Consider the following 26262-nt stretch of genomic DNA (forward strand, 5'->3'; position numbering starts at 1 on the left):
CGGGCCAGCAGTCGGCACCAGGGCTTCCCCTGGCCGACGACATCGGGCCCGGGCCGCCGTCATCGACAGCGGCTCGGGCCCGAGGGTGCAGCAGTGTCCGCTACTGCGAGGCGCGTTCCAGGACGAGTTCGCGCACACGTGCCGCATCGGCCTGTCCGCGCATCGCCTTCATCACGGCGCCGATGACCGCGCCGGCCGCCTGGACCTTGCCGTCGCGGATCTTGGCGAGGACGTCAGGCTGAGCGGCCAGTGCCTCGTCGATGGCGGCGATCAGCGGACCGTCGTCGGACACGAGCGCGAGACCGCGGGCGTCGATGACCTCCTGAGGAGTGCCCTCCCCGTCGATGACGCCCTCGAGCACCTGGCGCGCGAGTTTGTCGTTGAGCGTTCCGTCCTCGACGAGCGCAGCGAGTGCCGCGACGTGCTCGGGCGACACGAGGCTCGTCGCCTCGACGTCACGCTGGTTCGCGATCCGCGAGATCTCGCCAGTCCACCACTTCCGTGCGGCGGCCGGAGCGGCACCGGACTCGACGGTGGCCGTGATCTCGTTCAGCAGACCACCGTTCACGACGTCCTGGAACTCCAGGTCGGTGAAGCCCCACTCGCTCTTCAGCCGGCGACGACGGACGGCCGGCTGCTCGGGCAGGGCCGCTCGGAGTTCCTCGATGAGTTCGGGCGACGGCACGACCGGGAGCAGGTCGGGCTCCGGGAAGTACCGGTAGTCGTCGGCGTCGCTCTTCGGCCGGCCGGCCGACGTGGCCCCGGTGTCCTCGTGCCAGTGCCGCGTCTCCTGGACGATGGACCCGCCGTCCTTGAGGATCGCCGCCTGCCGCTGGATCTCGTAGCGGACGGCGCGCTCGACGGAACGCAGGGAGTTGACGTTCTTCGTCTCCGTGCGCGTGCCGAGCTTCTCCTGGCCGCGCGGGCGCAGCGAGATGTTGGCGTCGCAGCGGAGGTTCCCACGCTCCATCTTCGCGTCCGAGATACCGAGCGCCACGACGATGTCGCGGATCGCGGAGACGTAGGCCTTCGCGATCTCGGGCGCCCGGTGCTCGGTGCCGTAGATCGGCTTCGTGACGATCTCGACGAGCGGCACACCGGCGCGGTTGTAGTCGACGAGCGAGTACTCGGCACCCTGGATACGGCCGGTGGAGCCGCCGATGTGCGTGAGCTTGCCGGCGTCCTCCTCCATGTGCGCACGCTCGATCGGCACCGTCACGATGGTGCCGTCGGTCAGCTCGACGTCGACCGACCCCTCGAAGGCGATCGGCTCGTCGAACTGCGAGATCTGGTAGTTCTTCGCGAGGTCGGGGTAGAAGTAGTTCTTCCGTGCGAACCGGCTCGAGGGTGCGATCGAGCAGCCGAGGGCGAGCCCGAGGCTGATCGAGTACCGCACCGCCTGCTCGTTCACGACCGGGAGCGACCCGGGCAGACCGAGGCAGACCGGCGAGATGTTCGTGTTCGGAGCGTCGCCGAAGCCGTTCGGTGCCGAGGAGAACATCTTCGTCTTGGTGTTCAGCTCGACGTGCACCTCGAAGCCGAGCACCGGCTCGTACAGTTCGAGGGCTTCTTCGTAGGAGAGGAGCTTGTCCTTGGCCATGGGTTACCGACCTCCGAGAGCGGGTGCCTGCGAGATGAGGGTGTGCCCCCACGTCGATTCGAGGAGCGCCTCGAGGGCGGCGCCGACCCGGTAGAGCCTGGCGTCCTCCCGTGCTGGCGCCATGAACTGGATGCCGACGGGCAGACCGTCTTCGGGCGCGAGACCGATCGGCACGCTGATGCCGGGCACACCGGCGAGGTTCGCCGGGATGGTGGTGACGTCGTTCAGATACATCGCCAGCGGGTCGTCGATGCGCTCGCCCAGCTTGAACGCCGTCGTCGGGGCGCTCGGGCTCACGAGGACGTCGACCTGGTCGAACGCCGCCGCGAAGTCGCGCTGGATGAGCGTCCGGACCTTCTGGGCGCTGCCGTAGTAGGCGTCGTAGTAGCCCGCGCTGAGCGCGTAGGTGCCGAGGATGATCCGTCGCTTCACCTCGGGACCGAAACCGGCCTCGCGCGTCGCGGACATGACCTGCTCGACCGTGCCGCCACCCTCGGGCGTGACCCGCATCCCGAAGCGCACCGAGTCGAACTTCGCGAGGTTGCTCGACGCTTCGGCCGGGAGGATGAGGTAGTAGGCGGCGACGGCGTACTCGAAGTTCGGAGCGGAGACCTCGACGATCTCGGCACCGTTCGCCTCGAGGACCGCGAGCGCCTCCTGGAAGCGGCTCTTCACACCGGCCTGGAAGCCTTCACCGTTGAGCTCGGTGACGACGCCGACCCGCAGACCGCGCAGCACGTCGCCGCGCGCGCCCTCACGGGCCGCAGCAGCCATCGAGGGCCAGGCGTCACGGAGCGAGGTGGAGTCGAGGCCGTCGTGCCCGGCGATGACGTCGTGGAGGAGGCCCGAGTCGAGGACCGTGCGGCTGACCGGTCCGACCTGGTCGAGCGAGGAGGCGAGTGCGATCGCCCCGTAGCGGCTGACCGCGCCGTAGGTGGGCTTCACGCCGACCGTGCCGGTCACGTGCGCCGGCTGGCGGATGGACCCACCGGTGTCGCTGCCGAGGGCGATGGGCGCCTCGAACGCGGCGACCGCGGCAGCGGAGCCACCGCCGGAACCGCCGGGGATGCGGTCGAGGTCCCATGGGTTGTGGGTCGGTCCGTACGCCGAGTGCTCCGTGCTCGAGCCCATGGCGAACTCGTCCATGTTCGTCTTGCCGAGCGGCACGAGACCGGCGGCACGTGACCGCGCGACGACGGTCGCGTCGAAGGGCGACAGGTACCCCTCGAGGATCTTGCTCCCCGAGGTGGACGGCATGTCCGTCGTCACCAGGACGTCCTTGATGGCGAGCGGGACGCCCGCCAGCTCGCCGAGGTCCTCGCCCGCGGCACGGCGTGCGTCGATGTCGGCGGCGACGTCGAGCGCGTGGTCCGACACGTGGAGGAAGGCGTGGACGTCGCCGTCGACCTGCGCGATGCGGTCGAGGTGGGCCTGGGTGGCTTCGACGCTGGAGACCTCGCCCGCGCGGAGCTTGCTCGACAGCTCCGCTGCCGTGAGACCGATCAACCCGCTCACTGCTCCTCCCCCAGGATCGCCGAGACCTTGAAGCGGCCGTCGGCCGATTCCGGCGCGTTCTGCAGCGCCTGTTCGCGCGTGAGCGTGTTGCCGACGACGTCGTCGCGGTACACGTTCTCGAGCGGGATCGGGTGGCTCGTCGCCGGGACGTCAGGCGTGGCCACCTGCTGCACCTTCTGGATGTTGTCCACGATGGAGTCGAGCTCCGTCGTGAGGTGGGCGATCTCGTCCTGGCTCAGGGCGATTCGAGCGAGGTTCGCGAGATGCGCGACCTGCTCGGTAGTGATTTCCGACATGCGTCTCCCGTACGTGTAGCGGTGGCGGTCGCTCCAGTCTATTCGCCAGGGACGTGGTCGTCCGTCGGGCTCCGCCCCTACAGTGGAACGGTGACCCAGAACGACTCGAGCAGCCGTCCCCGTCCCCCGCACGAGCGTCCGTGGCTCGCGAGCTACGCCGCCGACGTGCCGGACGACATCCCTGAGCAGACCGGCAGCCTCGGCGATCTCGTCGAGGCCTCGGCGGCGAGCTACCCGGACGCCGTCGCGCTGGAGTTCTTCGGGTCCACCACCACCTACACGGAGCTCGAGGCGCTGATCGCCCGTGCCGCCGCGGGCCTGCGCGCACTCGGTGTCCGGGCGGGCGACCCCGTCGCCCTCATGCTCCCGAACTGCCCGCAGCACATCGTCGCGTTCTACGCCGTCCTCAGGCTGGGCGCCGTCGTCATCGAGCACAATCCGCTCTACACCCCCCAAGAGCTCCGCCACCAGTTCGAGGACCACCGCGCGACGTTCGCGATCGTCTGGGACAAGGTCGCCGAGCACCTGCAGGACTTCCCGGCCGACCTGGCGGTGCACTCGCTCGTGACGATCGACGTGACCCGGGCGATGCCGCTCCACATGCGCGCCGCTCTCCGTCTGCCCATCCCGAAGGCGAGAGCCTCACGGGCCCAGCTCACCGCACCGGTCTCGGGCACGGTGCGGTGGGAGCAGCTCCTGACCTCGGCGCCGCTGCCGGCCAGCCACCCGAAGCCCGCGACCGACGCCCTCGCGCTCATCCAGTACACGAGCGGCACGACCGGCTCGCCCAAGGGGGCCGCACTCACCCACGGCAACCTGCTCGCGAACGCGGCGCAGTCCCGAGCCTGGGTGCCCACGGTGAAGCGCGGGGAGGCCGTCGTCTACGCGGTGCTCCCGATGTTCCACGCCTACGGCCTGACGCTCTGCCTGACCTTCGCCATGAGCATGGGCTCGCGCCTCGTCCTCTTCCCGAAGTTCGACCCGGCGCTCGTCCTCAAGGTCATGAAGAAGCGACCGCCGACCTTCCTGCCCGCCGTCCCGCCCATCGCCGACCGACTCCTGACCGCGGCGACCGAGCAGGGCGTGTCGCTGCAGGGCACCGAGATCGCCATCTCGGGCGCGATGCCGCTGCCGCACGACCTCGTCGTCCCGTTCGAAGCCGCGTCCGGCGGCTTCCTCGTCGAGGGCTACGGGCTCTCCGAGTGCTCGCCGGTCATCTCCGCGAACCCGGTCTCGACCGCACGGAAGCCCGGGACCATCGGCCTCCCGCTGCCGAGCACCGAGGTGCGCGTCGTGGATCCCGACGACCCGGAGACCGACCGTCCGGCCGGCGAGGCGGGCGAGCTGCTCGTCCGCGGCCCGCAGGTCTTCCACGGCTACTACAACAAGCCCGAGGAGACCGCCGCCGTCCTGCTCCCGGGCGGCTGGTTCCGCACCGGCGACATCGTGTCCATCGACGAGGAGGGGTTCATGACCGTCGTCGACCGGATCAAGGAGCTCATCATCACCGGCGGGTTCAACGTGTCGCCGAGCGAGGTCGAGCAGGTGCTCCGCGGACACGCGTCGGTCGCCGACGCCGCCGTCGTCGGTCTCCCCGATCCCCACTCCGGCGAGCAGGTCGTCGCGGCCGTCGTCGCGGCTCCCGGTGCCACCGTGGATGCGGACGCGCTCAGAGCCTGGGCGCGGGAGATCCTCACCCCGTACAAGGTGCCGAAGCGGGTCGTCGTCGTCGACGAACTCCCCAAGTCGCTCATCGGCAAGGTGCTGCGGCGCCAGGTCCGCGACGAGCTGCTGCAGGCCGGCCAGGACTGAGCTCAGTCCGTGGGCGCCTCGTCGGCGGACGCTGCGCCCTCGGCCTCGTCCTCGGCCGGGACGTCCGGCTCGCCGAGCGCCGCCGGACCCTCGGAGACGAGCAGGGCGAACTGCTCGGCGTCGATGATCCGCAGACCGAGTGCTTCGGCCTTGGCGAGCTTCGACCCGGCACCCGGGCCGGCGGCGACGAAGTCGGTCTTCTTCGAGACGCTCGAGGCAGCCTTCCCTCCCGCCTGCACGATCGCTTCCAGCGCACCCTCCCGGGTGAAGCCCTCGAGCGAACCGGTGGCGACGACGGTGACACCCGACAGCACCCCGCCGGCCGCGACAGCGGCGCCCGGCCCCGGGTGTCCCGGAGTCGCCCACTGCACGCCCGCCGCGGTCCACTCCTCGACGATCTCGCGATGCCAGTCGACCTCGAACCAGGCGATGAGCGCATCGGCGATGATCCCGCCCACGCCGTCGACCTCTGCGAGCTCGTCGCGGGTGGCCGCACGGATGGCATCGAGCGAACCGAAGTACTCCGCGAGTGACCGGGCGGCGACCGGGCCGACGTGGCGGATGTTGAGTGCCACGAGCAACCGTGCGAGCGGGCGGGTCTTCGCGCCGTCGAGGTTGGCGAGGAGTTCGATCGCGTTCTTGGACGGCACCGAGGACTCGTCACCGTCGAACTCGGCCGCGGCCGGATCGTGCACGCCGTCCTTCTTGGCACGTCGGCGGCGGAAGGGCGTGACGCGCTTCTCGGATCCGTCCTCGTTGAGCTTGGGCAGGCCGGTCTCGTTGTCGCGGACGATCACCGTGACCGGGAAGATGTCGGCCATCGTGAGCGAGAAGAGTCCGGCCTCGGTCGTCAGCGGTGGTTCCGCGGGCTCCACCGGCTGGGTGAGCGCCGCTGCCGCCACCTCGCCGAGCGCCTCGACGTCGAGCGCGCCACGGGAGCCGATGTGCTCGACGCGTCCGCGCACCTGCGCCGGGCAGCTCCGCGCGTTCGGGCAGCGCAGGTCGATGTCGCCCTCCTTCGCGGGGGCGAGGGTGGTACCGCACTCGGGGCAGTGCTCGGGCATGACGAACTCGCGCTCCGAACCGTCGCGGAGCTCGACCACCGGGCCGAGGACCTCGGGGATGACGTCGCCGGCCTTCCGGAGGACGACGGTGTCACCGATGAGCACCCCCTTCGCCTTCACGACGTCCTGGTTGTGCAGGGTCGCCTGACGCACCTCGCTGCCGGCGACGAGCACCTTCTCCATGACGGCGAACGGGGTGGCGCGACCGGTGCGCCCGACGCTCACGACGATGTCGAGCAGCTTCGTGTTCACCTGCTCGGGCGGGTACTTGTAGGCGATGGCCCATCGCGGAGCACGACTCGTCGCGCCGAGCTCGCCGTGGAGCGCGAGATCGTCGACCTTCACGACGACGCCGTCGATCTCGTGCTCGACGCTGTCGCGGTGGGCGCCGAAGTACTCGATGAACTCCGCCGCACCGGTCGCCTCGTCGTGGACCCGGTAGTGCGAGGAGGTCGGGAGCCCCCAGCTGTGCAGCAGCTCGTAGACCTGTGACTGCCGAGCGACTGGTGGCTGTTCCCACGCGCCGATGCCGTGGACGAGCATCTGCAGGCGGCCGAGCCGGTCGTGCATGAGTGCGAGCTGGGCCGGGTTCTTGCTCTCCGCCTTCTGGCGCAGGGAACCGCTCGCCGCGTTGCGCGGGTTGGCGAAGACCCGTTCACCGGCCGCCGCCTGGTTGGCGTTCAGTTCGCGGAAGGCCTCGACCGGGAAGAAGATCTCGCCCCGGACCTCGACGACCTCCGGGAACTCGACCTCGGGGTCGGACGAGGTCAGTCGCTCGGGGATGGAACGGATGTACCGCACGTTCTCCGTGACGTCCTCGCCGACGACGCCGTCGCCTCGCGTGGCCGCGCTCACGAGGCGGCCGCGCTCGTACCGGAGGTTGATGGCGAGGCCGTCGATCTTCAGTTCGCAGAGGTACTGGACGGACCCTCCGGCGTCGCGCTCGACCTTGGCGGCCCAGGCGAGGAACTCCTCGATCGAGAAGACGTTGTCGAGGCTGAGCATGCGCTCGAGGTGCGTGACCGGGGCGAACAGCGTGGTCTCGGCGCGCCCGCCGACGGTCTGGGTGGGGCTGTCCTGGCTCTGCAGCTCGGGGAACAGACGCTCGAGCTCCTCGAGCCGCCGGAGCATCGCGTCGTACTCCTCGTCGGAGGCGAGCGACTCGTCTCGCTCGTAGTACGCGTCGCGGAGCTCGAGGATGCGCGAGGTCAATTCCTCGGCCTCGGTCGATGCCTGCTGGAGGGTCTGTCCGGTGCTGTTCGCCACGGCGTCCAGTCTACGAGCGGCGTCCGACACCGGCGGGCGCTTGACACCCGGCACGTCCTCCCGGATGTGCGCAACGGGGTCGGGGCGGGTCTCATCGAGGAGTAGGGTGTCGCAGTGCCGCAGGAACCATGCGCGCGGAATCGGAGGAACCATGTCCCAGTCCAGCAGTCCGGGAACGGGGGCGGCTCCCACCAGCAAGCAGCTGACCGCGCGCGTCATCGGCATCTCCGTCTCGGCCGCGGTCGGTGGCTTCCTCTTCGGATTCGACTCCTCCGTGGTGAACGGCGCGGTCGACGCGATGCAGGACCACTTCGCGCTCAGTGAGGCGCTCATCGGCTTCGCGGTCGCGTCAGCGCTGCTCGGTTGCGCGCTCGGCGCCTACCTCGCGGGTCGGATCGCAGACAGCCGCGGCCGCATCTTCACGATGCTGCTCGGTGCAGGCCTGTTCTTCGTCTCCTCCTTCGGAGCCGGCTTCGCCTTCTCCCCCTGGGACCTCGTCATCTGGCGCATCGTCGGCGGGCTCGGTATCGGCATCGCCTCGGTCGTGGCTCCGGCGTACATCGCCGAGATCGCGCCGAGCGCCATCCGCGGCCGCCTCGCCTCGCTGCAGCAGCTCGCCATCACGCTCGGCATCTTCGCCGCGCTCCTGTCCGACTCCGTCCTGGCGGGCGCCGCCGGCGGCGCGTCGAACCCGCTGTGGTTCGGCGTCGAGGCCTGGCGCTGGATGTTCATCGCCTGCGCGCTCCCGGCCGTGGTCTACGGCGTGCTCGCGATGCGGCTCCCCGAGTCGCCCCGGTTCCTCGTCCGCAAGGGCAAGTCCGACGAGGCCCGTCGGATCTTCGCGACCGTCTGGCCGCAGGAGGAGGTGGATCGCGCCGTCAAGCTCGCCGAGCAGGCGGTGAAGGACGATGAGCAGCAGAAGAAGGCGACCCTCTGGGGCGGACGCTTCGGGCTCCTGCCGATCGTCTGGATCGGCATCATCCTGTCAATCTTCCAGCAGTTCGTCGGCATCAACGTGATCTTCTACTACTCGACGACGCTGTGGAAGGCCGTCGGGTTCCAGGAGTCCGATTCGCTCCTCATCTCGGTCATCACCTCGGTGACGAACGTCGCGGTCACCATCGTCGCCATCCTGCTCGTGGACCGCATCGGTCGACGGCCGATCCTCCTCGCGGGCTCCATCGGCATGACGGTCTCGCTCGGTGCGATGGCGATCGCGTTCACACAGTCGGTGACCGACAGCGCCGGCGAGGTGTCGTTGCCCCAGCCGTGGGGAACGATCGCCCTCGTGGCTGCCAACGTGTTCGTGGTCGCGTTCGGCGCGTCGTGGGGACCGCTCGTCTGGGTGCTCCTCGGCGAGATCTTCCCGAACCGCCTGCGCGCGAAGGCACTCGGTGTCGCGGCGATGGCGCAGTGGATCGCGAACTTCCTCATCACGGTCAGTTTCCCGGCCCTCGCCGCGTTCTCCCTGCCGGTGACCTACGGCATGTACGCGCTGTTCGCGCTCCTCTCGTTCGTCTTCGTCCTCGCGAAGATCCCTGAGACCAACGGCCTGACGCTCGAGGAGGCGGAGACCCTCTTCGTCAAGAAGCCCAAGAAGTCCAAGGCGGGCGCACCGTCCCGATCCTGAGACCGACGCGGAACGCCCGACGAGCCTGGCTCGTCGGGCGTTCCGTCGTTCCGGGGTCGTCAGGCGGAGGCGGCGGCTCCGACGGGTACCGCGCTGACGGTGCGGTCGATCGTGAACTGACCGAGGACGCGCGTCCCGCTGTACAGCACGGCGGTCTGTCCGGGAGCGACGCCGTCGAGCGGCGTCTCCGGGTGGACGACGAGTTCGCCACCGACGAGCGTCAGCGCGGCGGGGACCGGGTCCGCGTGCGCACGGATCTGGACGTCGCACGGGATCGCTTCGGCACCGACCTCCGGAGCCCTCCCAGCCCAGGTGAAGCGCGAGCCGGCGATCTCTCCGATGGCGAGCGCCTCCTTCGGCCCGACGACGACCGTGTTGTCCTTCGGACGCACCTCGAGGACGAAGCGGGGACGTCCGTCCGGCGCCGGCACGCCGAGGTGCAGGCCCTTGCGCTGGCCGACGGTGAACGCGTGGGCACCCTCGTGCGAACCAACGACGGCTCCGTCGCGGTCGAGGACCTGGCCGGTCTCGGTACCGACCCGCTCCCCCAGCCAGCCCTTCGTGTCGCCGTCGGGGATGAAGCAGATGTCGTGGCTGTCGGGCTTGTTCGCCACCGTGAAGCCGCGCTCAGCGGCCTCGGCACGGACCTCGGCCTTCGACGGCGTCGCCCCGAGCGGGAACATCGAGTGCGCGAGCTGTTCGGCGGTGAGCACGCCCAGGACGTACGACTGGTCCTTCGCCCAGGCACTCGCCCGGTGCAGTTCTCGATCACCGTCGGGGCTCGTGACGATCGTGGCGTAGTGGCCGGTCACGACCGCGTCGAACCCGAGATCGAGCGCCTTCTCGAGCAACGCGGCGAACTTGATCTTCTCGTTGCATCGCATACACGGGTTCGGGGTCCGGCCGGCGCGGTACTCGGCGATGAAGTCGTCGACCACGTCGAGCTTGAAGCGCTCCGAGAAGTCCCACACGTAGTACGGGATGCCGATCAGGTTCGCCGCACGCTGGGCGTCCATCGAGTCCTCGATGGTGCAGCACCCGCGACTGCCGGTCCGGAGCGTGCCCGGCATCCGGCTGAGCGCCAGGTGGACGCCGACCACCTCATGGCCCGCGTCGACGGCGCGTGCCGCTGCCACGGCGGAGTCGACTCCGCCACTCATCGCTGCCAGAACTTTCACCGGGCAAGTCTACGCGCCAGCCGCCGGACGGCCACCCGCAAGCAGCGACGGGAGGGCTGCTCAGGGACGAGCGCCCAGTGCCGTGTCGCGGTCGGCGGAACCGGCCCGACTCGCCTGCGCGTACGCGCGCGGCAGCGCCTGGAGGAAGTCGTCCACGTCGCCCTCGGTCGTCGTCCGGCCCAGCGTGATCCGGAGGACCGATCGGGCCTCGGTCTCCGGGCGTCCCATCGCGAGCAGGACATGCGACGGTTCCGGGACGCCGGCCTGGCAGGCGGAACCCGTCGAGACCGCCACCCCTGCGAGGTCGAGCAGGAAGAGCATCGAGTCCCCCTGTGCGCCGGGGAACACGAAGTTCGCGTTCGACGCGAGTCGCTCGCTGGGATCACCCGTCAGCTCGGCCTCCGGAACGGTCGCCCGCACGCCGGCCACGAGTCGGTCGCGCAAGGCGCTGAGACGCTGCTGTTCCGCGGTCCGCTCGAGCGCCATGAGCTCAGCGGCGACGGCGAATCCGACGGCTGCCGCGACGTCCTGCGTACCGGAGCGGAGTCCGCGTTGCTGTCCGCCACCGTGCTGCAACGGCTCCACCACGGCTGCGCGACTCACGACCAGGGCTCCGATCCCCACGGGACCACCGATCTTGTGCGCGGAGACGCTGAGCGCGACGAGACCATCGGCACCGACGGATCCGGATGCGGCGCGAAGGTCGGCGAGGTCGATGGGGAGGTGTCCGTAGGCCGAGACCGCGTCCAGGTGGAACGGCACCTCGGACGCTGCGGCGAGCGCCGCCAGCCGGACGACGGGCTGGATGGTGCCGACCTCGTTGTTCGCCCAGAGCGCCGTCGCCACGGCGATGTCGGGGCCGTGGTCGGCGAAGCGCGCGGCCGCCGTGTCGAGTGAGACCCGGCCGAGGTCGTCGAGCGGGATCCAGAGCGGGGATGCACCCTCGTGGCGCTCGAGCCACTCGACGGTGTCGAGCGTGGCGTGGTGCTCCCCCGCGGGTGCGAGCACGGCGGCGCGTCGTCGATCCTGCTGGCGGTGCCAGTAGAGCCCCTTGAGGGCGAGGTTGATGGATTCGGTGCCGCCGGAGGTGAAGACGAGTTCGATGGGGTCGCATCCGAGGGTCGCCGCGACCCGCTCACGTGCCTCTTCGAGGAGGCGGCGGGCCTGTTGCCCGGGGCCGTGGATGGAGGCCGGGTTGCCGACGGTCGCCATCGCGGACGCGTAGGCCTCGATCACCTCGGATCGCACCGGGGTCGTCGCGGCGTGGTCCAGGTACACCGCCATGCCGCTCCTCCCTTCACCGCGTTGTCCGCGGATCTTCGCGCACTCCTGCACTCACTACTGTAGAACCCATGAACGCTGGTGACCCCTTCCACGATCTCGGCGTCCGCCTCGGCCCGTCCGGTGGTGAGCTCCGTGTGTGGTCCGAGCATGCGGATGCACTCGAACTCGTGATCTTCGACGACAAGGATCTGAACTGGATCACCCACTCGGTCGAGATGACCCGCGACGACGACGGTGTCTGGAGTGGGAGTTCCGAGGAGCTGGTGCTCGGCCGACGCTATGCGGTCCGCGCCTCCGGGCCGTCCTCGCCGAACAACGCCTTCGACCCGAGCCTCCTGCTGCTCGACCCCTACGCCCGCGGCCTCGCCCGGGTGTCGGCAGAGCAGTGGCGGTCCGTCGTCGTCGACGACGCGTTCGACTGGGGCGGTGTGCAGAAACCCCGTATCCCGCTCGACCGGACCGTCGTGTACGAGGCGCACGTCAAGGGGCTGAGCAAGCTGCACCCCGACGTTCCGGAGGAGCTGCGGGGCACGTACGCGGGCCTCGCCCACCCCGCGATGATCGCGCATCTGCACGACCTCGGGGTGACGAGCGTCGAACTGCTTCCGGTGCACGCGTTCACCTCTGAGCAGCGTCTCATCAAGCAGGGCCTCGTCAACTACTGGGGCTACAACACCCTGAACTTCTTCAGTCCACACGCCTCCTATGCGACGAAGACGGCGCAGGCGGGAGGCGCGGACGAGGTCCTCCGCGAGTTCAAGGGCATGGTGAAGCTGCTGCACGAGGCCGGCCTCGAGGTCATCCTCGACGTCGTCTACAACCACACCGCCGAAGAGGGGCCCGGCGGCCCCCGCACGAGCTTCCGCGGCATCGACAACGCGACCTACTACCGTCAGGACGCCACCGGCGCCTACATCGACGTGACGGGCTGCGGCAACACCGTGGACTTCGGCCATCCGGTCCCCCAACGGCTCGTGCTCGACTCGTTGCGATACTGGGCGGACGAGGTGCAGATCGACGGCTTCCGGTTCGACCTCGCCGCGACGCTCGGTCGGAACGCGGCGGTCGAGTTCACGCCCGACCACCCCCTGCTCGAGGCGATCGTCCACGACCCGTCGCTCGTCGACGCGAAGATGATCGCCGAGCCCTGGGACGTCGGGATGGGCGGCTGGCAGACGGGGAACTTCCCCGCCGGGTGGCACGAGTGGAACGACCGGTACCGGGATCGCGTCCGCAACTTCTGGCTCTCCGACATCGACTACGCGAGACGGGCGGACGCCCCGGTCGGGATCGGTGGGTTCGCGACCCGTCTGGCCGGATCGAGCAACACCTTCTCAGCTGAGCGCGGTCCGCTGGCCTCCGTCAACTTCATCACGGCCCACGACGGGTTCACCCTGGCAGACCTCGTCTCGTACGACGTCAAGCACAACGTCGGGAACGGCGAGTCCAACCGCGACGGGACGGACAACAACCGTTCCTTCAACCACGGTGCCGAGGGCCCGACGGACGACCCCGCGATCCTCGCCGCTCGTCGAAAGGCGATGCGGAACCTGCTCGGCACGCTCCTGTTGTCGGCGGGTGTCCCGATGCTCACGGCTGGCGACGAGTTCGGGCGGAGTCAGCGCGGCAACAACAACGCCTACTGTCACGACTCCGAGCTGACCTGGGTCGGATGGACGAGGGAGCCCTGGCAGGACCAGTTGCTCGCACACAGCCGCCGGCTCCTCGAACTGCGCCGCGAACACCCCGCCCTCCGGCCGGAGCACTTCGCCGCCGCTGGGACGACGGTGCCCGGCGCGAGCGTCATGGACTGGTTCGACGCGTCGGGCGGGACCATGAGCACCGAGGACTGGACGAGTCCAAGGAACCGGACACTGCAGTTCTTCTCGACGAGCACGCCGGAGTCCGAGGAGCTCGACCGCGTGCTGCTCATCGTGCACGGCGTCGAGCAGCCGGTCGAGGTCACCCTGCCCGAGCACGAGGGCGTGACCGCGTTCGTGCGCATCTGGAACTCCGCGGACGACGCACCGATGTCCGAGGAGGAGCAGTTCGTCCCCGGCCAGACGGTCCCGGTCTCGGCCACGTCGATGCAGCTCTTCCGAGCCGTCTGACGATGGCGAAACGGAGGGCCGAGGGAGGCGGCACCCCGGCGACGGTGACGTTGACCTCGCTGGGCATCCCCTTCACCCCGCGTTCCTACCGACACGACCCGTCGGTGACGGCCTTCGGTCTCGAGGCCGCCACGGCGCTCGGGGTCGACCCGCCCAGGGTGTTCAAGACCCTGCTGGCGGAGGTGGACGGCTCGCTCGTCGTCGCGATCGTCCCGGTCGCCGACCAACTCGACCTCAAGGCGCTCGCGGCGGCCCTCGACGGGAAGCGGGCGACGATGGCGGACCCTGCCGTCGCCGAGCGGAAGACGGGCTACGTGGTCGGCGGCATCAGCCCGATCGGGCAACGCACCGCGCTCCCGACGGTGCTCGACGAGAGCGCCTTCGAGCACGAGACGGTGCTGGTCTCGGGTGGTCGGCGCGGGTTCGACCTCGAACTCGCCCCGTCCGACCTCGGATCGGCCGTGTCCGCCGTCGTCGCGAGGATCGCCAGATAGTCGGATCCCTCGACGCACCGGTCCGAGGGTCGCACCGGCGCGTCGGAGGGGATCGCCCTACTGGTCCGCCACGGCGACGAGCCCGAGCTCCGCGGGGGTGAGGAGCAGCTCGTGTCTCGGCACGATGCGCACCGTGTACCCGAACCCGCCGGCCCGATCGAGGGGAAGCGTTCCGGCGTACTCGAGTGTGTGCTCCGGCCGACTCGTCGACGGGGACTGCTGCTGCTCGAGCGGCTGCGTCCGGATGTCGAGCAGTTCACCCCCGGCACCGGGCACCCCGTAGACCACCTCGACGGTCACGTCCTCGGGTGACAGCGATCCCAGTTGGACGTAGGCGCGCAGCCGCAGCACGTCACCGACCTGCGGGACCGCGTCGACACCGCCGCTCTCGACATGGGCGACCGCCAGCTGTGGCCAGGCCTCGCGCACCCGCTGCTTGTAGGCTGCCAGCTCGCGTGCCCGCTGCTGATCGGACGCGTTCAGCTCGCGCTCCATCGCCGCCGCCGGGAGGTACATGCGCTCCGTGTACTCGCGGACCATGCGGTCGGCGCTGAGCGGTTCGGACAGCGTCGAGATCGTGTGTCGCACCATCTGCATCCAGCGCTGCGGCAGCCCGTCGTCCTCGCGCTCGTAGAACCGCGGTACCAGCTGGTGCTCGAGGATCTCGTACAGCGCCGTGGCCTCGAGGGCGTCGCGTTCCTCGTCGTCCGCCGCCCCGTCCGCCGACGGGATGACCCAACCGTTCTCGCCGTCCGCGTACTCGTTCCACCATCCGTCGAGGATCGACAGGTTCAGTGCTCCGTTGAGTGCGGCCTTCATGCCGGAGGTCCCGCAGGCCTCGAGGGGACGCAGCGGGTTGTTCAACCACACGTCACAGCCGGGGTAGAGCGTCTTGGCCATCCCGATGCCGTAGTCCGGCAGGAAGACGATGCGCGATCGGAGCTCGGGATCCTGGGCGAACTGTACGAGGCGCTGGATGAGCCGCTTGCCGTCGTCGTCCGCCGGGTGTGCCTTGCCCGCTACGACGATCTGGACGGGCCGTTCGGGGTGGAGCAGGATCGCGCGCAGTCGGTCGGGATCGCGCAGCATGAGGGTGAGCCGCTTGTAGCTCGGCACCCGCCGGGCGAACCCGATCGTCAACACCTCGGGGTCGAGCAGTTCGTCGATCCAGGACGGGAGCACCGCTTGCGGGTTTTGGGTCCGATACCCATCGGCGATCCGGCGCCGCACGTCGGCGACGAGGCGCTCCCGCATCCCGTGCTTGCGCGACCAGAGCTCGGCGTCCGAGAGCGACGGATCGGACCAGTCCGCCCGACTCGTGTCGGTCGTCCCCCACCGGTCCACGGCGAGGTCGACGAGCGATGGATCCGTCCAGCTCGGGGCGTGGACACCGTTCGTGATCGACGTGATCGGCACGTCCGAGACGTCGAAGCCGGGCCAGAGCCCTCGGAACATCGCCCGGCTCACCTCACCGTGCAACCGACTGACGCCGTTCGCGCGCTGCGCCAGACGCAGGCCCATGATCGCCAGGTTGAACACCTCGGCCGAGCCGCCGTTCGCCGTCTCGTCGCCGAGTGCGAGGGCGTCCTGTGCGGCGACGCCCGGAAGCAGGTCACCGCTGAAGTAGCGCGTGATCACCTCACGGTCGAACCGGTCGATCCCGGCCGGAACGGGGGTGTGTGTCGTGAAGACGGTCCCGCCGCGTACGAGCTGCAGCGCCTCGTCGAAGGAGAGTCCGTTCCCGACGAGGTCGCTGATCCGCTCGAGCCCCAGGAAACCGGCGTGGCCTTCGTTGGAGTGGTAGACCTGCGGCAGCGCGTGGTCCGTGAGCTCGCTCCATTGCTTGATCGCTCGGACGCCGCCGATGCCGAGGAGGAGTTCCTGCAGGAGTCGATGCTCGCCGCCACCGCCGTACAACCGGTCCGTCACGCCGCGCAGCTCGGCGACGTTCTCGGGGATGTCCGTGTCGAGCAACAGCAGTGGGACCCGACCGACTTCGGCGATCCAGACCCGTGCCGACAGGCTCCGGTCGTCCGGGAGCGCCAGGGTGACGGTGACCGGTGTCCCGTCCGGCTCCCGGAGCACCGCGACCGGGAGTCCGTCGGGGTCCTGCACGGGGTAGGACTCCTGCTGCCAGCCGTCGTTCGTGATCGACTGCGCGAAGTATCCGGAGCGGTAGAGGAGGCCCACGCCGACGAGCGGCACCCCCAGGTCTGACGCGCTCTTCAGGTGGTCGCCGGCGAGGATGCCGAGGCCACCCGAGTACTGCGGCAAGGCCGCGGCGATACCGAATTCGGGCGAGAAGTAGGCGATCGTCTGTGGTTTCGGGTCAGGGAGGCCCTGGTACCACCGCGGCTCCTCCAGATACCGGCGGAGGTCGGCGTGCAAGGCGTCGGCCCGACCGACGAAGTCCGCATCGGCGGCGAGTTCCGCCAGTCGCTCCGGTGTCACGAGTCCGAGGCCGCTGATCGGATCATGGTCGGACTCGCGCCAGACGTCCGGTGCGATCTCGTCGAACAGGCGCTGCGTCGGCTCGTGCCACGACCACCGCAGGTTCGCAGCGAGGGCGGTGAGCGAGGTCAGGGACTCGGGGATGAGCGCGCGGACGGTAAACCTGCGGATAGCCTTCACGCGCTCACTCTAGGGCAACCGCGGTGGCCGCTCAGGACACGGCAGCACCCGAGGCCTTAGCATGACGCGCGACACCCCGCGCGCCCCTTCATCGGTGGTCGTTTCGCGGTACGGTCGGACCAGTGGCACCGAAGGAGATGGAACGCACTATGCCGAAGTCAGTACCGCAGTCCTCCACCGTCGACGACGCCGGACCGGTGTCGCTCACGCTGTCCCCGAACATCGGGCGCATCCCGATCCTGGATCCGACGCCCTCGGTCGAAGGTGGCCGTTGGCCGGCCAAGGCGTTCTCGGGCGAGGTGGTGCCGTTCGGCGCGACCGCGTTCCGCGAAGGGCACGACCTCATCGGCGTCGAGCTCCTGTTGACCGACCCGCGCGGCAAGACGGTCGCGCATCGGATGTCCCCCGGCGCCCCGGGCACGGACCGCTTCGAGGTCGAGGTCCAACTCGCGACGGAGGGCACCTGGCGGTACCAGGTCCGTGCCTTCGCCGACGAGTTCGCGACCTGGGAGCACAACGCCCGGGTCAAGATCGAGGCCGGTGTCGACGTCGAGCTCATGTACCTCATCGGCGCCGAACTCCTCGAGCGCGCCGCGACGGACAAGCTCCGCCCGGCGAAGGACCGCCGCTTCCTCACCGCCGCCGCCAAGCTCCTCCGCGACACCGAGGCCGAGCCGGAAGCCCGGTTCGCGGTGCTCGACGACCCCGAACTCCTCGCCATCGCCGACCGCCGGCCGTTCGCCGGTCTCACGAGCACGAGCGACGAGCGAGTGGTCCGCGTCGAGCGCACCCGGGCCGGCGTCGGTTCCTGGTACGAGTTCTTCCCACGGTCGGAGGGTGCTGAGCGGAACCCGGACGGCTCGTGGACGTCGGGCACCTTCCGCAGCGCAGCCGGGCGGTTGCCGGCCGTCGCCGCGATGGGGTTCGACGTCCTCTACCTGCCGCCCATCCACCCCATCGGCGTGACGTTCCGCAAGGGACCGAACAACACGCTCACGCCCGGCGAGCACGACCCGGGCTCACCTTGGGCGATCGGTGGTGCCGCGGGCGGTCATGACGCGATCCATCCCGACCTCGGCACGGAGAAGGACTTCGTCGCCTTCGTCCGCCAGGCGAAGAAGGTCGGCCTGGAGGTCGCCCTCGATCTCGCCCTCCAGGCGTCGCCGGACCACCCCTGGGTGACCGAGCACCCCGAGTGGTTCACGACCCTCCCCGACGGCACGATCGCGTACGCCGAGAACCCGCCGAAGAAGTACCAGGACATCTACCCGGTCAACTTCGACAACGACCCGGAGGGCATCCGGGCCGAGGTGTTGCGCATCGTCCGCCACTGGATCTCGCTCGGCGTCCGCATCTTCCGCGTCGACAACCCCCACACCAAGCCGCTCGACTTCTGGGAGTGGTTGCTCGCGACCGTCAACCGGACGGACCCCGACGTCGTGTTCCTGGCGGAGGCCTTCACCCGTCCGGCCCTGCTGCAGGGTCTCGCGAAGGTCGGGTTCCAGCAGAGCTACACCTACTTCACCTGGCGCAACACGAAGGAGGAGCTCGAGGAGTTCCTCGGCGCGGCGGCGACCGAGACCGCCGACTTCCTCCGGCCCAACCTGTTCGTCAACACGCCGGACATCCTCACCGAGTACCTCCAGTTCGGTGGTCGGGCGGCGTACAAGGTGCGCGCGGCGATCGCTGCGACCGCCGCGCCGACGTGGGGGGTCTACGCCGGGTACGAGCTCATCGAGAACGTCGCCCGTCCCGGTGCCGAGGAGAACATCGACAGCGAGAAGTTCGAGTACCGTCCGCGGGACTGGGCCGCTGCGGAGGCCGCCGGCACCTCGCTGTCGCCGTACCTCACCCTGCTCAACCGGATCCGGCGGGCGCATCCCGCCCTCCGGCAGTTGCGCAACATCAGCTTCCACTGGAGCGACGACGACCAGATCCTCGTCTTCAGCAAGCATCTCGACCAGCGGTTCACCGGCACCGGTGAGCACGACACCCTGCTCGTCGTCGCCAACCTCGATCCGCACTCGGTCCGACAGACCATGGTGCACCTCGACCAGACCGTGTTCGGTGGCGTCCCGGGCGGCAGCTTCGACGTCACCGACCTCGTCACGGGAGCCGAGTGGATCTGGTCCGACAGCAACTTCGTGCGCCTCGACGCCTTCACCGAGCCCGTGCACATCCTGAGCGTGAGGATCCGACCATGACGACCAGCCCCGTGACCCCAGACGGAGCCGCTGCGCCGAAGCGCTCCGGCCGTCGAGCAGCACCGATGCCGGTCGACGCCACACCGGCGCCGCGGGAGCTCCCGCTCCCCTCCGTCGAGGACTGGATCCTCGACGCCGTCGCGGAGGGCCGCTACCACGATCCGCACGAGATCCTGGGCCAGCACCTGATCGACCTGGGCGGGGTGAGCGACCCCCTCGTGGTCGTCCGGGCCAGACGCCCGCTGGCCGAGCAGGTGACGGCGGTGCTCGCCAACGGTGCGCGCGTCGAGCTCGCGCACGTCCGCGCCGGCATCTGGCAGGGCTTCCACGTCGACGGCATCATCGACTACACGCTCGACGCCCGCTACAGCGACGGATCGATCTGGAACGCCGACGACCCGTACCGGTTCGCGCCGTCGATCGGCGAACTCGACCTGCACCTCATCGGCGAGGGTCGCCACGAACGACTCTGGGACGCCTTGGGCGCCCACGTCACCGAGCTGCGTGGGGTCACCGAGTCGGTCGCCGGCACCGCGTTCGCCGTCTGGGCACCCCACGCACGCGCGGTCCGGGTCATCGGCGACCTCAACTCCTGGGACGGCACGGCGCACGCCATGCGCAACATGGGTGCGACGGGTGTCTGGGAGCTGTTCATCCCCACCATCGGCGCCGGCGAGCTGTACCGCTTCGAGATCCTGACCCAGCGCGGCGACTGGGTCCGTCGGTCCGACCCGATGGCCCGGTTCACCGAGCGCTCCCCCGCCACCGCATCCGTGACCGGTGTCAGCGACTACCGCTGGACCGACGAGGCGTGGCTCGATCGGAGAGCCGCGAGCGATCCGCACAACGGACCCATGAGCGTCTACGAGCTGCACGTCGGCTCCTGGCGTCCCGGGCTCAGTTACCGGGACCTCGCGGACCAGCTCATCGAGTACATCGCGGAACTCGGCTACACGCACGTCGAGTTCATGCCGCTCGCCGAGCATCCCTTCGGCGGCTCCTGGGGGTACCAGGTCACCGGCTACTACGCACCGACGAGCCGCTTCGGTTCGAGCGACGACCTGAAGTACCTGATCGACCGTCTCCACGGCGCAGGGATCGGCGTCCTCATGGACTGGGTGCCCGGCCACTTCCCCAAGGACGAGTGGGCCCTCGCGAACTTCGACGGTCAGCCCCTCTACGAGCACCCCGACCCGCGACGTGGCGAACAGCCGGACTGGGGCACCCTCGTCTTCGACTTCGGGCAGCCCCAGGTCAAGAACTTCCTGGTGGCCAACGCCCTCTACTGGCTCGAGGAGTTCCACGTCGACGGCCTGCGCGTCGACGCCGTCGCCTCGATGCTGTACCTCGACTATTCGCGGAAGGACGGCGAGTGGCTGCCGAACGTCCACGGCGGGCGCGAGAACCTCGAAGCGATCAGTCTCCTCCAGGAAGCGAACGCGACGGCCTACCGGCGGAACCCCGGGATCGTCATGATCGCCGAGGAGTCGACGAGTTGGCCCGGCGTCACGGCGCCGACGAGCGCGGGCGGTCTCGGGTTCGGCCTGAAGTGGAACATGGGCTGGATGCACGACTCGCTCCAGTACATCGAGCACGACCCGCTCTACCGGTCACACCACCACGGCGAGATCACCTTCTCGATGGTCTACGCCTTCAGCGAGAGCTTCCTCCTGCCGATCAGCCACGACGAGGTCGTCCACGGCAAGGGCTCCCTCCTCGCCAAGATGCCCGGTGACCACTGGCAGCAACTCGCGAACATGCGCGCCTACCTCGCCTTCATGTGGGCCCACCCCGGCAAGCAGTTGCTCTTCATGGGCCAGGAGTTCGGTCAGCCCTCCGAATGGTCTGAGGAACGCGGTCTGGACTGGTGGATCCTGGACCAGCCGAGCCACCGGGCGCTGCTCGGCCTCGTGTCCCGACTCAACGCCGTGTACACGGAGCACCCGGCGCTCTGGGCCCTGGACCACGACGCCGCCGGCTTCGAATGGCTCGACGCCGGGGACGCGCAGAACAGCGTGCTCTCCTTCCTGCGCTGGGACGACGACGGCAACGTGATCGCCGCACTGGTCAACTTCTCCGGCGCCCCCGTCGGCCCGTACCGGGTCGGCCTGCCTCGCGCCGGTCGGTGGGAGGAACTCCTCAACACCGACGCCGTGGAGTACGGCGGATCCGGCGTGGGCAACTACGGATCGGTCGAGGCGTCGGCGTCACCGTGGGCAGGACGCCCGGCTTCCGCCGAGCTCACGCTCCCCCCGCTCGGCATGATCTGGCTCAAGCACGTCGGCTGATCAGGCTTCCGCAGCACCCGGATGCACGACGAAGGCCCGCCTCCCTCGGGAGGCGGGCCTTCGTCGTGCATCGGTCGGTCAGTAGAGGAGGCCTGTCAACCGGGCCCTGGCCTTCATGACGCGCGGATCGGTGACGCCGGCGACCTGGAAGAGCTCGAGCAGGCGCGTCCGGACGGTGTCCTTACCCGACTGGTCGAGGTCGGGGAACAGCGTCAGCAGACGGTCGAAGGCGTCCTCGAGGTGTCCTCCGGAGAGGTCGAGGTCGGCGACGGCCAGCTGGGCGTCGAGGTCGGCGGGAGCAGCAGCGGCGCGCGCGCGGATCTCATCGAGGGTCTTCCCCGTGAGGCGGTGCAGCAGACGGACCTGAGCGAGGCCGGCCACGGCCATGTCGTCCTTCGGATTCTGCGCGATGGCCTTCTCGTACGCGGCGATGGCCGTCGGGTAGTCGGCACGCTCGATGGCTTCGTACGCCTCGGCGTGGAGGGGCGGCAGCGGCTCCTCCACGGGTTCGGCTGGAGCTGCGGCGTCCCCTTCGGCGACGACGGCCCGACCGGAGACCCCGTTCTGTCCGGCCAGCTGCAGCAACTGCTCGATCACGTCGCGCACCTGCGACTCCGGGATGGCGCCGTTGAACATCGGCACCGGGCGTCCGCCGACGACGGCGACGACCATCGGGATCGACTGCGCCTGGAACGCCTGGGAGAGCTGCGGGTTCGCGTCGACGTCGACCTTGGCGAGCACGAAGCGGCCGGCGTATTCGGCGGCGAGGCGTTCGAGCACCGGGGAGAGCTGCTTGCACGGTCCGCACCACTCGGCCCAGAGGTCGATGACGACGGGGACCACGGAGGACAGCTCGACGACCTGACCGAACCCGTCATCCGTCGCGTCGAAGACCAGGGACGGGACCTGGACGGTCTGGCCGGTCGTCGCGCCGGGCTCCTCTGCCGGTGCGCCCGCCTGCGTCGACGCGCCCGCGGGCGGCGTCTGGTGGCGACGAGCGAGGCCGGAGAGGTCGACGGCGCCGCGCAGGTGTGCTGCGCTCGGCTCCGCGGCACTCACGGGAGCTCCGATGCGGCGATGAGGGTCTGGGTGAATCCGAGCAAGGTGATCTTCTCTCCGGAGTTGACGGCTGGCACGTAGAACAGGAGCTGGTCGCCGTAGGTGGCCTGCGTCCCCTTCGCGCTCTCGGTGATCCCGGAGAGCGCGGCGACCGCACCCGAGGGTTTCACGGTAGCACCGGCCGTGACCACCGAGACCACCTCGCCCTCCTGCACGTTGACGGCGACGATCGCACCCGAGTCGTTGGTCGCCAGTGCGACGTTCGGGCCGGTACCGGCGGCCGCCGAGAAGGCGATGCTCGCCGTCGTCGGCAGGTTCGCGGCCTTCGTGGCGCGGTCCGCAGCGACCTGCGTCCGGAAGACGTCACCATCGGCGTTGAACATGCCGGCGAAGGTGCTCGCATCGCCGTTGGTGATGATGTCGGCGTATGCCGCGGCGATCTCCTCCGGCGGCATGACGAGCAACTTCGAGTCCGGCGGGACGCTCGCGGCACCGATGGTCGCGGGCGCGACGTTCTCGAGTCGGGCGCCCTCGAGGAGCTTCTCCGCGTAGACGACCTGGTAATTCGACCGCGGGTCCTGCTGGGTCATCACGAGGACCGTCGGCGACACCGTCTCGTCGGCCTTGTCCTGGATGGCGGTCATGACCGTCCGAGGCCAGGCATCCGTCGCCTGGGGCAGGGTGAGCGTGACTGGCGACGCGGGGATGGGCGTCGCCCCGGCGGCGTCGGCCACCTTCGAGCGGAGGGCGTAGTTCGCCGTGCGCTCCTCGAGAGCCGGCCCGGAGAACCGGACGGCTGCAGCGGTGCCGTCGAGCGCAGCATCGGCCTCGGACGCCGCCGTCGAGATCCGCGACACGATCCGCTCGACCTGTGGCACGGTGACGACGGGCGCGGCGAAGTCCTGGTCTTGGCTGTCGGCCGGCAGATCCGTCGCGGTGACGGTGGGCGTCGGTGACGGCGCTCCGATGGTCGGCCAGTAGTCCTGGGAGCAGCCACTCAGGCCCAGGGTCCCGATGAGGACGAGCGGTACGCCCACGACGAGTGACCGGCGCAGCGGGGAGCGCTTCGTCTTACCGGCTCCGAGTTCACGGGGGCGGCGCGGCTTCGGTTGTCTCGACATCTTCGTGATGCCCTTCTGTCCTTGTCCCGGACCCTTGCGACGCGGGCCTCGCGAGCGACGCATGCGCTGGATCCCCGAGAGGTAGAGCACGATGCCGGCGAGGAGCACGAGGATGCCACCGGCGATCAGCGGACCGGCCCACGGGGTGGCGTTGTCGAGTGGCCAGGAGAGTCGGAGGGAATCCGGAGCTGCGGCCGAGCCGTCGGTCGCGATGAGCACGTCGATGTCCTTCGGCAGGTTCATCGTCGCGATGACCGCGCCCGCCTCGTCGTACTCACCGAGCCAGAGGTCGGATCCGCGCGGGTCCGGGCCCTTCTCGGCGGTGGTGGTGTCGTCGCTGGCCTCGGGGGCCGGCGTCGCCGACGGCTCGGGACTCGGGGTCGCCCCGTCGTCGTCGGTGGCGTCCGCCTCGGCCGTGACGGTCGTGGTCGTCAGGGCGGTACCGGCACTGTTGACGCCCACGCGGCTGTAGGGCTCGTCGCCGAGCCAGGCCGTGATGTCGTCGGAGCGCCCGTAGCTCATGAACACCTGCGTGTCGCCGCCCGCGCCCGCCACGATGGACTGCGCTCCCGGCTGCGACTGCAGCACGCTCCCGGGGATGACGATGAACCGGTCTCCGCTGTCGACCGTCGTCGACAGGCTGAAGGTGCCGGGCGAGAGGAACACGGTCCGTTGCGCGATTCCCGTCACGATCATGACGGCTGCCACGACGAACGCGGCGATGGCGAGAACGAAACGCACGGATTACTCTCCTCTGGCGTCGGAACGACGCGGGTGATCCTGCGTCCGACGGGATCCGGCGGGTCGGGCCGGCAGGAGACGCAGGTGGTTTAGGCTATCGGAAATGACTGAGAGGCGGCTAGACGGCCGCTGGGAGGCCGGGAGCCGGCCAGTGGGTCGGCAGCGGCAGCGCCTCGGGACGCACTGCAGCGACGATCTCGGTGAGCACGCGTCGGGTCTGGCTCTCCCCCACCCACAGGTGCTTGGCGCCGTCCACCGGGACGAGCGTGACCCCGGGGAGGACGCCGAACCGTTCCGCCGCTTCCGCGGGTCGGAGGTAGTCGTCGAACTCGGGCACGAGGACGACCATCGGCCGGTCGTCGCCGGCCCAGGCCCGGAGCTCGTCCTCCGTCGTGCGGTGCAGCGGCGGAGACAGGAGGATCACTCCCTCGACGGCCGGGTCGCGCCCGTACTTCAGGGCCAGCTCGGTCCCGAACGACCATCCCACGATCCACGGGTGCGGAAGCCCGCGCTCGGCCACGAACGCGAGCGCGGCCTCGACGTCGGCCCGCTCGCCGACGCCGCCGTCGAAGGCGCCGTCGCTCGTCCCTCGAGGAGACGAGGTGCCGCGGGTGTTGAAGCGGAGCACCGCGATCCCCGCGAGCGCAGGCAGGCGCGCCGCGGCCTTCCGGAGCACATGGGAGTCCATGAACCCGCCGGCGGTCGGCAGCGGGTGGAGCGTCACCAGGGTCGCGACGATCTCGCCGTCGGCCGGCACCGCGAGCTCGCCGACGAGGGTGAGGCCGTCGGCCGTATGCAGCTCGATCTCCTCGCGGACGGCGGGGAGCTCGGCGCCACCACGGATCTCGATGGTGTCGGTCATGAGTCAGTCCTCCGGGGCAGTGTGGTCGGGTCGATTCGCGGCGTGCGGGCGTTCACCGGATCCGCCAGCAGTGGGAGTGCCAATGCCGCCGGGCAGCGATGTCGGCCTGGTCGCCCAGGACCCCGTCGGCGCGCCACGTCACCACATGTGCGGTGCCGGGCGGGATCGACTGTCCGCATCCAGGACACACGTAGGTCTTCTGCGCACTGGAACCGCTGACGGGCTGGACGAACCAGGATCCGTCTCGATGGTCCTCGGTGCGTTTCCACCCTGCCATCAGCCGTTCGAGACCGTTACCCTCGTCGTCGCCGGGCCGTGGCCGGTGGCGGTGGTGTCGGGGCATGGGTCAAGTCTAGGCTCAGCCTCCACGACCGTGTCGGGAGGCGGTTCCGGTCAGTACCAGCCGTTGGACTCCGAGTGGGCCCACGCGCCGCACGGCGTGCTGTACCGACTCGTGATGTACCCGAGACCCCAGGTGATCTGCGTCGCGGGGTTGGTGGCCCAGTCGGCTCCGGCCGAGGCCATCTTGGAGCCGGGAAGCGCCTGCGGGATACCCGTGGCGCCAGAACTGGCGTTGTAGGCGTACACGTTCCACCCCGACTCACGGTTCCACAGGGAGACGAGGCAGCTGTACTCGCCCTCGCCCCAGCCGTTGGCCATGACCATGTCGTAGGCGATCGCCTGAGCCGTACCCGGGTCGGGCGTGCCTGCCGCGGGAGCGCTGCCCGTGGACGAGGAACCGCCGTCGGTCGCGGCCGGCGTCGCCACGGGAGGCGGCGGCGGCGGAGCGACGACCTCGTAGCTGTCGCGGGCGAAAGTGTACTGGTAGTTCGAGCTCGCGACGACGGACTGCGCCGCGTTGCCACCGAACTGCGCCTGCTTCTCCGCATAGGAGGACGCCACGACGCTGGAGGTCGGGTCGACCATCGTCACGGCGACGAAGCCGAATGCAGCCGTCGCGGCGAAGATCCCGAGGACCTTCTTGCCCCGAGAGCGCGGACGACGGTACGACTGCACCGCCTTACCGGTGTTCGGCTGGGCTGATGGTTTCCACGGGGTCACGTCAGTTGAGTCTTGAGGCACGATGCATCGATGGTAGCCGAGAA

General features: G+C 69.8%; 18 protein-coding genes. 6 read left to right on the forward strand and 12 right to left on the reverse strand.

Annotated elements, in window-relative coordinates; all coding sequences use genetic code 11:
- Window positions 1–100: 100 nt before the first annotated feature.
- Genes gatB through gatC form a run of 3 tightly spaced genes read right to left on the reverse strand, consistent with a single transcriptional unit; the run spans window position 101 to window position 3411 of the window.
- Window positions 101–1600, reverse strand: a complete 1500-nt coding sequence (gatB, locus tag HOW07_RS02675; RefSeq protein WP_121290264.1) for an Asp-tRNA(Asn)/Glu-tRNA(Gln) amidotransferase subunit GatB — start codon at window positions 1598–1600, stop codon at window positions 101–103.
- Between the two features lie 3 nt (window positions 1601–1603).
- Complete coding sequence (gene gatA / locus HOW07_RS02680; RefSeq protein ID WP_121290262.1) at window positions 1604–3115, reverse strand: Asp-tRNA(Asn)/Glu-tRNA(Gln) amidotransferase subunit GatA; 1512 nt, start codon at window positions 3113–3115, stop codon at window positions 1604–1606.
- Window positions 3112–3411, reverse strand: a complete 300-nt coding sequence (gene gatC, locus HOW07_RS02685; RefSeq protein ID WP_064295120.1) for an Asp-tRNA(Asn)/Glu-tRNA(Gln) amidotransferase subunit GatC — start codon at window positions 3409–3411, stop codon at window positions 3112–3114. The genes gatA and gatC overlap by 4 nt, the downstream gene beginning before the upstream one ends.
- 90 nt (window positions 3412–3501) lie before the next feature.
- On the opposite strand from gatC, the gene HOW07_RS02690 reads away from it, so the two are divergent.
- The gene (locus HOW07_RS02690) at window positions 3502–5223 is read left to right on the forward strand and encodes a long-chain-fatty-acid--CoA ligase (RefSeq protein ID WP_285039195.1); all 1722 of its coding nucleotides are present in this window, start codon (window positions 3502–3504) and stop codon (window positions 5221–5223) included.
- A gap of 2 nt (window positions 5224–5225) precedes the next feature.
- Here the strand turns inward: HOW07_RS02690 and ligA are convergent, their stop codons facing one another.
- The gene (gene ligA, locus HOW07_RS02695; RefSeq protein WP_157583391.1) at window positions 5226–7553 is read right to left on the reverse strand and encodes an NAD-dependent DNA ligase LigA; all 2328 of its coding nucleotides are present in this window, start codon (window positions 7551–7553) and stop codon (window positions 5226–5228) included.
- Window positions 7554–7704: 151 nt separating this feature from the next.
- Between ligA and HOW07_RS02700 the strand changes: the two genes are divergently transcribed.
- Entirely contained in the window at window positions 7705–9183 is a 1479-nt protein-coding gene (locus tag HOW07_RS02700) for a sugar porter family MFS transporter (protein ID WP_064295118.1), read from the forward strand.
- Between the two features lie 59 nt (window positions 9184–9242).
- On the opposite strand, the gene mnmA is transcribed toward HOW07_RS02700, so the two are convergent.
- Both mnmA and HOW07_RS02710 read right to left on the reverse strand, forming a co-directional pair.
- Window positions 9243–10361: a tRNA 2-thiouridine(34) synthase MnmA gene (gene mnmA, locus HOW07_RS02705; RefSeq protein WP_371743557.1), complete on the reverse strand. Its 1119-nt coding sequence runs from the start codon at window positions 10359–10361 to the stop codon at window positions 9243–9245.
- Window positions 10362–10421: 60 nt separating this feature from the next.
- Window positions 10422–11645, reverse strand: a complete 1224-nt coding sequence (locus tag HOW07_RS02710; protein ID WP_175116018.1) for a cysteine desulfurase family protein — start codon at window positions 11643–11645, stop codon at window positions 10422–10424.
- Window positions 11646–11713: 68 nt separating this feature from the next.
- Here HOW07_RS02710 and glgX point away from each other — a divergent pair, with 68 nt between their 5' ends.
- Both glgX and ybaK read left to right on the forward strand, forming a co-directional pair.
- The gene (gene glgX / locus HOW07_RS02715) at window positions 11714–13756 is read left to right on the forward strand and encodes a glycogen debranching protein GlgX (protein ID WP_175116019.1); all 2043 of its coding nucleotides are present in this window, start codon (window positions 11714–11716) and stop codon (window positions 13754–13756) included.
- A 2-nt stretch (window positions 13757–13758) separates the two neighbouring features.
- Complete coding sequence (gene ybaK, locus HOW07_RS02720; RefSeq protein WP_175116020.1) at window positions 13759–14250, forward strand: Cys-tRNA(Pro) deacylase; 492 nt, start codon at window positions 13759–13761, stop codon at window positions 14248–14250.
- 57 nt (window positions 14251–14307) lie between these two features.
- On the opposite strand, the gene glgP is transcribed toward ybaK, so the two are convergent.
- The gene (gene glgP / locus HOW07_RS02725) at window positions 14308–16881 is read right to left on the reverse strand and encodes an alpha-glucan family phosphorylase (RefSeq protein ID WP_121290251.1); all 2574 of its coding nucleotides are present in this window, start codon (window positions 16879–16881) and stop codon (window positions 14308–14310) included.
- 149 nt (window positions 16882–17030) lie between these two features.
- Between glgP and HOW07_RS02730 the strand changes: the two genes are divergently transcribed.
- Window positions 17031–19085, forward strand: a complete 2055-nt coding sequence (locus HOW07_RS02730; RefSeq protein ID WP_121290249.1) for an alpha-1,4-glucan--maltose-1-phosphate maltosyltransferase — start codon at window positions 17031–17033, stop codon at window positions 19083–19085.
- 65 nt (window positions 19086–19150) lie between these two features.
- On the forward strand, window positions 19151–21373 hold the full coding sequence (gene glgB, locus HOW07_RS02735; RefSeq protein WP_254628211.1) for a 1,4-alpha-glucan branching protein GlgB: 2223 nt from the start codon (window positions 19151–19153) through the stop codon (window positions 21371–21373).
- A gap of 78 nt (window positions 21374–21451) precedes the next feature.
- Here glgB and HOW07_RS02740 read toward each other — a convergent pair whose 3' ends face one another.
- From HOW07_RS02740 to HOW07_RS19145, 5 genes are all read right to left on the reverse strand, one after another.
- Complete coding sequence (locus tag HOW07_RS02740) at window positions 21452–22432, reverse strand: tetratricopeptide repeat protein (protein WP_175116022.1); 981 nt, start codon at window positions 22430–22432, stop codon at window positions 21452–21454.
- Window positions 22429–24294: a hypothetical protein gene (locus tag HOW07_RS02745; RefSeq protein ID WP_175116023.1), complete on the reverse strand. Its 1866-nt coding sequence runs from the start codon at window positions 24292–24294 to the stop codon at window positions 22429–22431. Before HOW07_RS02745 ends, HOW07_RS02740 begins: the two co-directional genes overlap by 4 nt.
- A gap of 118 nt (window positions 24295–24412) precedes the next feature.
- Window positions 24413–25156, reverse strand: a complete 744-nt coding sequence (locus tag HOW07_RS02750; RefSeq protein ID WP_121290243.1) for an alpha/beta hydrolase — start codon at window positions 25154–25156, stop codon at window positions 24413–24415.
- Window positions 25157–25208: 52 nt separating this feature from the next.
- Window positions 25209–25499: a hypothetical protein gene (locus HOW07_RS19255; protein ID WP_071260877.1), complete on the reverse strand. Its 291-nt coding sequence runs from the start codon at window positions 25497–25499 to the stop codon at window positions 25209–25211.
- Between the two features lie 50 nt (window positions 25500–25549).
- A complete protein-coding gene (locus tag HOW07_RS19145; protein ID WP_285039204.1) occupies window positions 25550–26218 on the reverse strand; it encodes a lytic transglycosylase domain-containing protein in 669 nt (222 codons plus the stop codon).
- Between the last annotated feature and the right edge of the window lie 44 nt (window positions 26219–26262).

The organism is Plantibacter sp. MCCC 1A11337 (assembly GCF_013349365.1).
GTDB classification, from domain to species: domain Bacteria; phylum Actinomycetota; class Actinomycetes; order Actinomycetales; family Microbacteriaceae; genus Plantibacter; species Plantibacter flavus_A.

Bases quoted from the DNA above. Each gene is read 5' to 3' on its own strand.
- gatB (WP_121290264.1), bottom strand. From the start codon at position 1,600: ATGGCCAAGGACAAGCTCCTCTCCTACGAAGAAGCCCTCGAACTGTAC.
- gatC (WP_064295120.1), bottom strand. From the start codon at position 3,411: ATGTCGGAAATCACTACCGAGCAGGTCGCGCATCTCGCGAACCTCGCT.
- HOW07_RS02700 (WP_064295118.1), top strand. From the start codon at position 7,705: ATGTCCCAGTCCAGCAGTCCGGGAACGGGGGCGGCTCCCACCAGCAAG.
- HOW07_RS02710 (WP_175116018.1), bottom strand. From the start codon at position 11,645: ATGGCGGTGTACCTGGACCACGCCGCGACGACCCCGGTGCGATCCGAG.
- glgX (WP_175116019.1), top strand. From the start codon at position 11,714: ATGAACGCTGGTGACCCCTTCCACGATCTCGGCGTCCGCCTCGGCCCG.
- ybaK (WP_175116020.1), top strand. From the start codon at position 13,759: ATGGCGAAACGGAGGGCCGAGGGAGGCGGCACCCCGGCGACGGTGACG.
- HOW07_RS02730 (WP_121290249.1), top strand. From the start codon at position 17,031: ATGCCGAAGTCAGTACCGCAGTCCTCCACCGTCGACGACGCCGGACCG.
- glgB (WP_254628211.1), top strand. From the start codon at position 19,151: ATGCCGGTCGACGCCACACCGGCGCCGCGGGAGCTCCCGCTCCCCTCC.
- HOW07_RS02750 (WP_121290243.1), bottom strand. From the start codon at position 25,156: ATGACCGACACCATCGAGATCCGTGGTGGCGCCGAGCTCCCCGCCGTC.
- HOW07_RS19255 (WP_071260877.1), bottom strand. From the start codon at position 25,499: ATGCCCCGACACCACCGCCACCGGCCACGGCCCGGCGACGACGAGGGT.